4 protein-coding genes are annotated in these 6,588 nt (G+C 40.2%); all 4 read left to right on the top strand.

All coding sequences use genetic code 11. The features are described from left to right. The coding region (locus LVD47_RS09540; protein WP_236975548.1) for a hypothetical protein at window positions 1-214 on the top strand (214 nt) is incomplete at its 5' end. 102 nt (window positions 215-316) lie between these two features. Continuing rightward, window positions 317-1,780, top strand: coding sequence for an alkaline phosphatase D family protein (locus tag LVD47_RS09535; protein ID WP_236975546.1), 1,464 nt, complete (start codon window positions 317-319; stop codon window positions 1,778-1,780). A 271-nt stretch (window positions 1,781-2,051) separates the two neighbouring features. After that, a complete protein-coding gene (locus LVD47_RS09530; RefSeq protein WP_236975545.1) occupies window positions 2,052-4,925 on the top strand; it encodes a PVC-type heme-binding CxxCH protein in 2,874 nt (957 codons plus the stop codon). After that, window positions 4,915-6,189, top strand: coding sequence for an FG-GAP repeat domain-containing protein (locus LVD47_RS09525; RefSeq protein ID WP_236975543.1), 1,275 nt, complete (start codon window positions 4,915-4,917; stop codon window positions 6,187-6,189). The genes LVD47_RS09530 and LVD47_RS09525 overlap by 11 nt, the downstream gene beginning before the upstream one ends. Window positions 6,190-6,588 lie beyond the last annotated feature (399 nt).

Below are 6,588 nucleotides of genomic sequence, written 5' to 3'. Positions count from 1 at the left end.
TAAGAGCCGTATGATGCGAGAGTATCACGTACGGTTCTGTGAGAAACTCGGGGGGAAGTTCCCCGGGTTTACTCGACAACCTTTATTATTGGATAGGTCTATCCCCCTTTTGTATTATATATTGTGTATAATGATTTTGGATAAACAAAGAATGTATTTTAATAGAAATACTGCTTACGACAAAAGAAATCGCGAATTCCATTTCTATGTATGAGGTTCTGATTATTTTCTTGAATTTAAAATTGTAATTGTCTTACAACAAACTATGATTAATCATCTTTTCTTTACGTAAAATGAATCTATTTAAAAGAAAATTATGAAACAAAAGGACAGGAGGTCGTTTTTTCAAAAAATGGGAATATTTTTATCTTCTGTCCCATTTTTAGAAGCTGTCAATCTACCGGCTGATGAGGTAAAACTTGATTCCACTTCAGATACAGAAAGAATATTTTTTACAACAGGTTTTAAGATTGCTGAAGTAGGTCAGAATGATGCTATTATTTGGACTAGGTTATGCAGGAGTGAATTTCCGGTTCCTATAAAACACGATCGTAAAAAAGAAGGGGTGAATTTTTACCCCACAGCGTTCGACGAAAATAAACCGGTCAAACAAATGGATGGAGCTGTGGAAGGAATGGAAGGTCAGGTCCGTGTTAAATTGGTTGGCGCGAATCAGGAAAAAATTTCAGAATGGTTTACTGCAAGACAGGAAAATGATTTTACGGTTCAAATTCCGGTAGATAATCTTCTAGACAATACAGAATATTTAGTAAAATTGGAATCAAGAATTTCGGAAAATAAGAAAGTTTTCTCGGTTGAAGGGAGTTTCCGAACAGCACCAGATATAGATAAAGTAATACCTGTTCATTTGGCAACCTGTACCTGCCAGTATTTTTGGAATTATGATCATCTTAAGCGAGGTTTTAAAAGCTATGATTCAATACGAAAAATAGCCCCGGACTTTTTTATACACACAGGGGATTATATCTACTATGACCGGAGAGGACCTTTATCTACAAATATTGAAAAAGCAAGACATAAATGGCATGCCATGGATTCGCGATTATCAATTAAAGAATTGTATCGATCAGTTCCAGTTTATTTGTTAAAAGACGATCACGATCTTTTAAGAGATGATGTTTATCCCGATTCTCTGCCGCTTGAAGAATTTACATTGGAAGATGGGTTGAAAATATGGAGAGAAAACGTACCCCTAAAAGATAAACCATACAGAACAATACGTTGGGGAAAGGACTTACAGATTTGGTTAGTTGAAGGAAGGGAGTATCGTTCTCCGAGGAATGTTCCTACAGGCGAGCAAAGAACCATTTGGGGTAAAGAGCAAAAATCCTGGTTCCAGAAAACAGTAAATGAATCAGATGCCACATTCAAAATTTTAATTTCTGCTACCCCAGTCGTTGGACCTGATAGAAAAAATAAAAAAGATAATCATGCAAATTTAATGTTTCAAAATGAGGGCGACTGGTTAAGGAATTTTTTATCCTCCCAGAAAAGGATGTATGTAGTTAATGGAGACAGACATTGGCAATATTATTCAATAGATAAAGAAACCGGTGTAAAAGAATTTGGAGCCGGACCCGTATCGGATGCCATGGCAGGAGGATGGAAGCAAGATGATAAGCGATCCGAACATCAGTACTTAAGAGTTAATGGAGGATTTATGAGTATAAAAGTATATCGAGATGATGGTGTCCCTCAGATTTCATTTACGCATTATAATGTGGATGGTAAGGTGCAAAATGAAGAGGTGTTTTTTTGATTAGATGAAAAGAGTATTTGTTCTGTCACTTTATGGAAATTTGAATATTAATAAGGAAAAACATTTGATGAAAAACTATTCAGTAAATATAATATTTGGTAGAATAGTAGGTCCTTTACACTTTGTAATTATTATTAATTTGAATAATCTAATTGTTGAAAATTTAATTAGTTTGTAAAGTGAAATATATTTATTGTATTTGGATATGTGAGCGATGAGGTTTAATTTCATATTGAATAAAATTTTGAACTCATTATAAATGGACACCTGAATGAATACGATCAAATGTTGTTTTTCCCTTTTTGCTATAGCGGTTCTTTTCAATTGCACAAACGAAAGCTCTTCAACTTCAGAAGGGAAAATAGACCGCGAATTCCGACTCCATGCCTTTATGACGGGTTATGTCGGATTGGACGGTGATATAGAAGGTGTGCGCAATCCGGTATTATATGCGAAGAAAGGTGAACGGGTAAAAATCGTGATGATTAATGGGGAGATTATGACCCATGATGTGACGATGGAAAAGGCAGGTGTGAAGACGGCTTCTATTATTGACAAAGGAGATTCTACAAGCGTGGTCTTCGAAGCGGTAGAGGATGATATGTATTATTGCAGTATCCCGGGACATCGAATGGCGGGGATGGAAGGCGAATTTAAGGTAGTAGAACAAATACCTGGAGCGGTAGTGGCGATTGGAGAGATACCCCGGATCGAAGATAAGAAACTGAATTTTGATTTCGAATACAATACCCTGGAAGATTGGGACGTAGAAGGTACTGCTTTCGCGGGACAACCGGTGTCAGATCGCTCGGATGATGAATTTGGGAGTGAGGAATTGGTTAAAATGCAAATGGACGGGGAGTTTTTTTTGAGTAGCGGGGGAACAAAGAATTATAAAGATACAGGAACCATTCAATCCATTCCATTTGTCATCACAGCTCCTTTTGCGTCATTTAAGGTGTCTGGTGGGGCATTGAAAGAAACCCGAGTTGAATTGGTAAATGTGCAAAATGGTGAAGTTCTGTTTGAGATTACAGGGAATGATCAGTTGGAAATGCGACCCGTAGTAGTAGATTTACAGGGACATCAGGGAGAAGATATTTTCATACGGTTGGTCGATAAAGAAGTAGGCGTATCACCGATTCCATATATAAGGGATAATAAGCTGGCGCATATCAATTTCGACAATTTTCGTTTTTATAAAACGCGACCGGTATTTTCGGATGAACTCAAGCCCGAGGATATCGTGATTCTTCCGCCGCGAGATTTGGTAAAGAATGCGGGATTAAGTGGTCCGGAGGCTGTCACTGAAATGGAGTTGGGGGAAGAATTTAGTATCCAATTGGCAGCTTCCGAACCGGAAGTGGTACGACCGATAGCCTTTACGATGGATCACCGCGGGCGATTGTGGGTGGTGGAAGCCCATACCTACCCTGTTCCGGCAGAGGAAGGCCAGGGACGTGACCGAATATTAATATTTGAGGATACGAATGGAGATGGAACGTTGGATAGCCGGAAGATTTTTATTGAAGGGTTGAATTTAGTTAGTGGAATGGAAGTGGGACACGGCGGTGTATGGATAGGTGCTGCTCCCTACCTGAAGTATATACCCATTGATGAAAGCGGAGACAAACCAGCGGGAGAGCCGGAAATATTGCTGGATGGATGGGGAACGGATGATACCCATGAGACACTGAATAGTTTTCGTTGGGGCCCTGATGGCTGGTTATATGGTACCCAGGGGGTTTTTACCCATTCAAATGTCGGTAAACCCGGGGCCTCCGAAGACGAACGGATAAAACTTAATGCCTGTGTATGGCGTTATCATCCAATCAAGCACGAATTTGAAATATATGCAAGAGGAACGAGTAACCCCTGGGGACTTGATTTTAATCCCTATGGCCATATATTTATTACGGCCTGTGTCATTCCCCATTTGTACCATGTGATCCGGGGTGGTAAATACAAAAGGCAATCGGGAAAACATTTTAATCCCTATGTGTTTGACGACATCAAGACGATAGCAGACCACGTTCATTGGGTAGGAGACAATGGCCCTCACGCAGGTAATTTTCGTTCATCCTCTGCAGGGGGAGGCCATGCCCATGCAGGTGCAGTGATATACCAGGGAGCAGAGCATTGGCCTGAGGAATTCCGAAATACTATCTTTATGAACAATATTCATGGGTATCGCGTGAATGCTGATGTTTTGGAGCGACAGGGGTCTGGCTATACGGCTTCCCATGGAAAGGATTTTCTCAAGACCAATGATTCCTGGTCGCAGTGGTTGGATTATCGCTATGGTCCGGGTGGTTCGATGTATGCCATAGACTGGTATGACAAAAATCAATGCCATAGTGCGAATCCGGATGTCCACGATAAGACGTTGGGCCGGATTTATAAGATTAGCCATGAAAAAGATGAGTTTGTCCAAGTAGATTTATCGGAAAAATCGGATCTTGAATTAGTGGAGTATCAATTGCATCCGAATGAATGGTATGTGCGTCAGTCTCGTCAGATACTTCAATCGCGTGGAGGAAGTGAAGAAGTATACACAGCCCTGAAAAAGATCCTGGAAGAGAATCCCCATATTACGAGGAAACTGAGGGCTTTATGGGCACTCCATGTGACAGGAGGAATGGCAAAATCGGATTATTTAACTCTATTGGATCACGAAGACGAATTTATTCGAAGCTGGGCTTTGGAATTGTACGATGAAAATTATGATTTTGCTGAGGAAGAATTGAATAAATTGGCTATGATGGCCAGGGATGATGAATCGGCAATGGTACGTTTGTATATATGTTCAGCTATGGAAGGTATAGCGTTGGAAGATCGTTGGACCATCGTAAAAGAGTTGAATAATCACAGTGTAGATTCTGATGATCACAACTTGCCCTTAATGAATTGGTATGTTTTTGAACCTTTGATTGAAGAGGACATGGATCGGGCTATGGAGCTGGCATTGGAGTCTGAAATACCGGAAATCCTTCAATTTACGATCAAAAAGTTGGGAATGTTGGAGAATAGTCATGCCAAAGAGGTGTTGGAAAAGGCAAATGCTCAAATAAAAACCCGGGCTTCATTAGAGAAGTTTCAGGAAGCGGGACATGAACTGGAAATGATGTTAAGCCATGCGGAATAAAATAACAGAAATTAGGTTGAAACTAATTACTTTGATAACAGGCGTTTTGACTTTTGGAGCTTGTGGGGTTTCAGGGCAAGAAGTACGATATGTAGTGCATGCTTTTGAAAAGATCCAGCTATCGAAAACTTTTTATGCTGAGGGAGCTGGGATTGGGGATTTGAACGGCGACGGGCATCCGGATGTCATTGCAGGACCATATTGGTACGCTGGTCCGGAATTTGACAGTAAATTTGCCTATTACGAGCCTGTTGAACACGATCCTTATAAATACTCTGATAATTTTTTCGTGGAGACTGAGGACGTGAATGATGACGGACGAGTAGATATATTGATGGTAGGTTTTCCCGGTGAAGCAGCCTATTGGTTTGAGAATCCAGGAAGTGGTGATCTATACTGGGAAAGGCATTTGATCCACGGGCAGGTGGATAACGAATCGCCACATTTTTATGATCTGGACAAAGATGGAAAATTAGAGTTAGTGTTTCATACCGATGGGTATTTGGGATTTGCCCGTAGAGATCAGGATAATGTCAAAGATCCCTGGGAGTTTGTAAAGATTTATGTGCAGCAGGATTGGGGGAAATTTACACATGGATTTGGAATTGGAGATATTGACGGGGATGGGCTGGAAGATATTATTATGGCCAAAGGATGGTGGAAAAATCCTGGATTGAAAAATCTTGAAACAGAATGGTCATATCAATCTGCAGATTTTGGTCCCGGGGGTGCTCAAATGTATGCTTATGATGTCAATAACGATGGAATGAACGATGTGATCACTACACTTCAGGCTCATGGATGGGGAATGGCCTGGTACGAACAAAAAAGAGAAGGAAATAAGATTGAGTTTGACCAACATGAAATCATGGGAGTTATTCCTTCTGACAATAAATACGGTGTCAATTTCGCAGAAGCTCATGCCATAGACCTGGTTGATATAGATGGAGATGGAGTTAAAGATTTGGTGACTGGCAAGCGTTTTTGGGCGCATGGTCCAAATGGACACTATTTTCACAATAATGCTGCTGTATTGTATTGGTTTAAAATAGATCCCAGTGGGGAGAATGGCTATTTTGTACCTTATCTTATTGATTTTAATTCGGGTGTCGGAGTTGAAGTAGAAACGGGGGACTTGACGGGCAATGGATTAGTAGACATTGTAGTAGCGAATAAGAAAGGGACATTTGTCTTTTTACATTCTGTAGAAGAAGTAGGTAAAGAAGTATGGGAATTTATTCAACCCAAAAGACTTGATAAATAATCCCGGAGTGAAACTTATGGATTTACAATTGGATAATCCTTATTTTGAGAAGTTCTTTAAAAGGATCGTTTTTCTTTTTGTTTGGTTTGTTATCGGCGAATCGAAAATGGTCTAATTGGAGTAGGTTATCCCGTTTCTGAAAGTACTGGTAATTCGACATTGATACTTGTGGGCAATGGGTTGAATGATTCGTATCAGATACATGGGGGAAAACTTCCAAAGGTTAGTAAAGACCCTATCACAATAAATACTGTAACTCAAGTAAATGGAGTCAACCTTTCCCAGTACGTAAGCCATTTTGACGGGTTATGTAGGGCGATGTGAAGTGATGGGCCGGGAATACAAGAACCTGTTGGCCATGAAGGTATATTATTGGATGGGTAATTCAAATGTTGCTCA

Source organism: Membranihabitans maritimus (assembly GCF_021729145.1).
GTDB lineage: Bacteria > Bacteroidota > Bacteroidia > Chitinophagales > Saprospiraceae > Membranihabitans > Membranihabitans maritimus.
Note: the sequence above shows the minus strand (reverse complement) of the source record. Positions and strands in the feature narration are given on the sequence as shown.

What these genes read in the sequence shown, in the direction of transcription:
- LVD47_RS09535 (WP_236975546.1), top strand. Translation starts at nt 317, where the DNA reads ATGAAACAAAAGGACAGGAGGTCGTTTTTTCAAAAAATGGGAATATTT.
- LVD47_RS09530 (WP_236975545.1), top strand. Translation starts at nt 2,052, where the DNA reads ATGAATACGATCAAATGTTGTTTTTCCCTTTTTGCTATAGCGGTTCTT.
- LVD47_RS09525 (WP_236975543.1), top strand. Translation starts at nt 4,915, where the DNA reads ATGCGGAATAAAATAACAGAAATTAGGTTGAAACTAATTACTTTGATA.